The organism is Streptomyces alkaliphilus, assembly GCF_014141535.1.
Taxonomy (GTDB): domain Bacteria; phylum Actinomycetota; class Actinomycetes; order Streptomycetales; family Streptomycetaceae; genus Streptomyces; species Streptomyces alkaliphilus.
The window spans coordinates 1-2,509 of the sequence record NZ_VKHT01000764.1 but is presented as its reverse complement, the minus strand read 5'-3'; the positions used below and the strand labels follow the sequence as shown (position 1 = coordinate 2,509).

Sequence of the window (2,509 nt, the reverse complement as noted above, 5' to 3'; positions counted from 1 at the left end):
CCGCCCGGGCCGCCCGCACCCCTTGTTCCACCGCGGCGTTCAGCCCGCCGTTCGGCACCTCGGGAACCATCCGCACCCCCGGCCCGCCCGCCGGTGACACCTCGTCTCCGGGCGCTCCGGGTGCTCCGTGGTCCCCGGGGACGGTGAGACCGGCGAGGCCCGTGAGAGCCCCGGGGTCCGTGAGGTCCGTGACGAGGAAGACCTCCCGCACCACACGACACCCCAGGGCGGCCCTCACGGTGTCCCGGACCAGAGCCGGGGCGAGTGACGCCCGGGCCCGCTCCCCGAGCGCCGCGCCCAACCGGGACTTGGCCCCCGTTCCGGCCTTGAGGGGGATCACCGCGACCCACGGAGCCGGGGTCGGCGCATCCGCGACCCGGTCGTCCCGCGTCGGGACCGTTCCAGTCCGGCCGTTCATCCCGCTTCCGTTCGCTCCGCCGCGCGACTCCCGGACGCGCGCCACCCCTGCCGTTGACCCCGACCGGACCAATGAGACGATCTGCTGGACAGGTCACCGGCCCGGGGTCAGACTTGTCCGGCCGTTCGCGCCACCGGCGCCGGGCCGGACGGGGCGCGTGACCGCCGTGGCCGGTGCCCTCCGCACGGCGGCCCGTCGAGGCTACCGAATCCGCCCGGGCATACGAGGCGTACAGGGCCCACGAGGAGCGCAAGAGGAGATGGTGTCCGAGTGTCCCGCCGCAGAATCGGCTTCTGGTATCGCTTTGCCGCATTCCTGGTGAAACCGACGATGGTGCTGCTCTTCTCCCGCGATTGGCGCGGGAAGGAGAACATTCCCACCACCGGCGGTTTCATCACCGCGGTCAACCACAACTCGCATCTCGACCCCCTTTCCTACGCGCATTTCCAGTACAACACCGGAAGAGTGCCCCGTTTCCTGGCCAAGGACGGGCTTTTCCGCGGTCGGGGCATGGTCGGGTCCTTCATGCGCGGCACCGGTCAGATCCCCGTCTACCGCGAGACCTCCGACGCGGCCGGTGCCTTCCGGGCCGCGGTGGAAGCCGTTCGTCGGGGGGAGTGCGTGGCCTTCTACCCGGAGGGAACCCTCACCCGCGATCCCCACCTGTGGCCCATGCAGGGCAAGACCGGGGTGGCGCGGGTCGCCCTGGAGACCCGCGCGCCCGTCATCCCCGTCGCGCAGTGGGGCGCCAACGAGGTGTTGCCCCCCTACGCCGGCGGACGCCGCATCCGACTGCTGCCGCGCCGTCGGCTGACCGTGGTCGCCGGCCCCCCGGTGGACCTCTCCGAGTTCCACGATCGTGAGATCGACAACGAATTGCTCCGCCGGGCCACCGACCGCATCATGGACGCCGTGACCGCCCAACTCGCGGAAATCCGCAACGAGGCACCCCCGCGAAACCGTTGGATCCACAAGCGCGATCGCGCCGGCCGCGCCGGCGCCGGAACGGGCCCGGCCACCGCGGGCGCCACCATCGAGGAGACGACCGAGTGACCTCCGTCGCCGTCTACGGAACCGGATCCTGGGGCACCGCCTTCGCCATGGTGCTCGCCGACGCGGGTTGCCGGGTCACCCTGTGGGCCCGCCGGCCCGAGATCGCCGAGGCGGTCAACACCGAGCGCGTCAACCCCGAATACCTGCCCGGCATCCGGTTGCCGGAGACCGTGCGGGCGACCACGGACCCCGCCGAGGCGGCGCGGGACGCGGAGTTCACCGTCCTCTCCGTGCCGGCCCAGACGCTGCGCGGCAACCTCACCGAATGGGCCCCCCTCCTGCCCCGCGACACCGTGCCGATCTCCCTGATGAAGGGCATCGAGCTGGGCAGCGCCAAGCGGATGAGCGAGGTCATCGCCGAGACCACCGGTGTGACCGAGGACCGCATCGCCGTCCTCAGCGGCCCCAACCTCGCCCGGGAGATCGCCGAGCGGCAGCCCGCCGCGTCCGTGGTCGCCTGTCGGGACGAGGAGATCGCCCGCCGCATCCAGCGGGCCTGTCACACCGACCGGTTCCGCCCCTACACCAACACCGACGTGGTCGGCTGTGAACTGGGGGGCGCGGTCAAGAACGTGATCGGCCTGGCGGTGGGCATCGCCGACGGCATGGGGCTGGGCGACAACACCAAGGCGTCGTTGATCACCCGGGGCCTCGCGGAGACCAGCCGACTGGGTCTGGCCATGGGAGCCGACCCCGCCACCTTCGCCGGCCTCGCGGGCCTGGGCGACCTCGTCGCCACCTGCTCCTCCCCGCTGTCCCGCAACCACACCTTCGGCCACAACCTCGGGCGCGGCATGACGGTGGAGGAGACCATCGCGGTCACCCGCCAGACGGCGGAGGGAGTGAAGTCCTGCCGCTCGGTACTGCTGTTGGCGCGGCGCCACGGGGTGGAGATGCCGATCACCGAGACGGTGGTCCGCATCGTCCACGAGGGCACCTCGCCCCGTGACGAGCTGAAGGGGCTGATGTCCCGCAGCGCCAAGGCCGAGCGGCGCTGACCGGGACGCGGGCCGACCCGCGGCCGCCGGGGGCGGGGGT

Annotated in this window: 2 protein-coding genes and 1 pseudogene; 2 read left to right on the top strand and 1 reads right to left on the bottom strand. The window is 72.4% G+C overall.

All coding sequences use genetic code 11. The annotated features are described in order from the left end of the window. Nucleotides 1-340, bottom strand: a pseudogene (locus tag FNQ90_RS19515) (hypothetical protein); the annotation flags it as partial. Between the two features lie 348 nt (nucleotides 341-688). Between FNQ90_RS19515 and FNQ90_RS19510 the strand changes: the two are divergent. Both FNQ90_RS19510 and FNQ90_RS19505 read left to right on the top strand, forming a co-directional pair. Next, complete coding sequence (locus FNQ90_RS19510; RefSeq protein WP_182607554.1) at nucleotides 689-1,471, top strand: lysophospholipid acyltransferase family protein; 783 nt, start codon at nucleotides 689-691, stop codon at nucleotides 1,469-1,471. 47 nt (nucleotides 1,472-1,518) lie between these two features. After that, nucleotides 1,519-2,469: an NAD(P)H-dependent glycerol-3-phosphate dehydrogenase gene (locus tag FNQ90_RS19505; RefSeq protein ID WP_228454659.1), complete on the top strand. Its 951-nt coding sequence runs from the start codon at nucleotides 1,519-1,521 to the stop codon at nucleotides 2,467-2,469. Nucleotides 2,470-2,509: the final 40 nt, after the last annotated feature.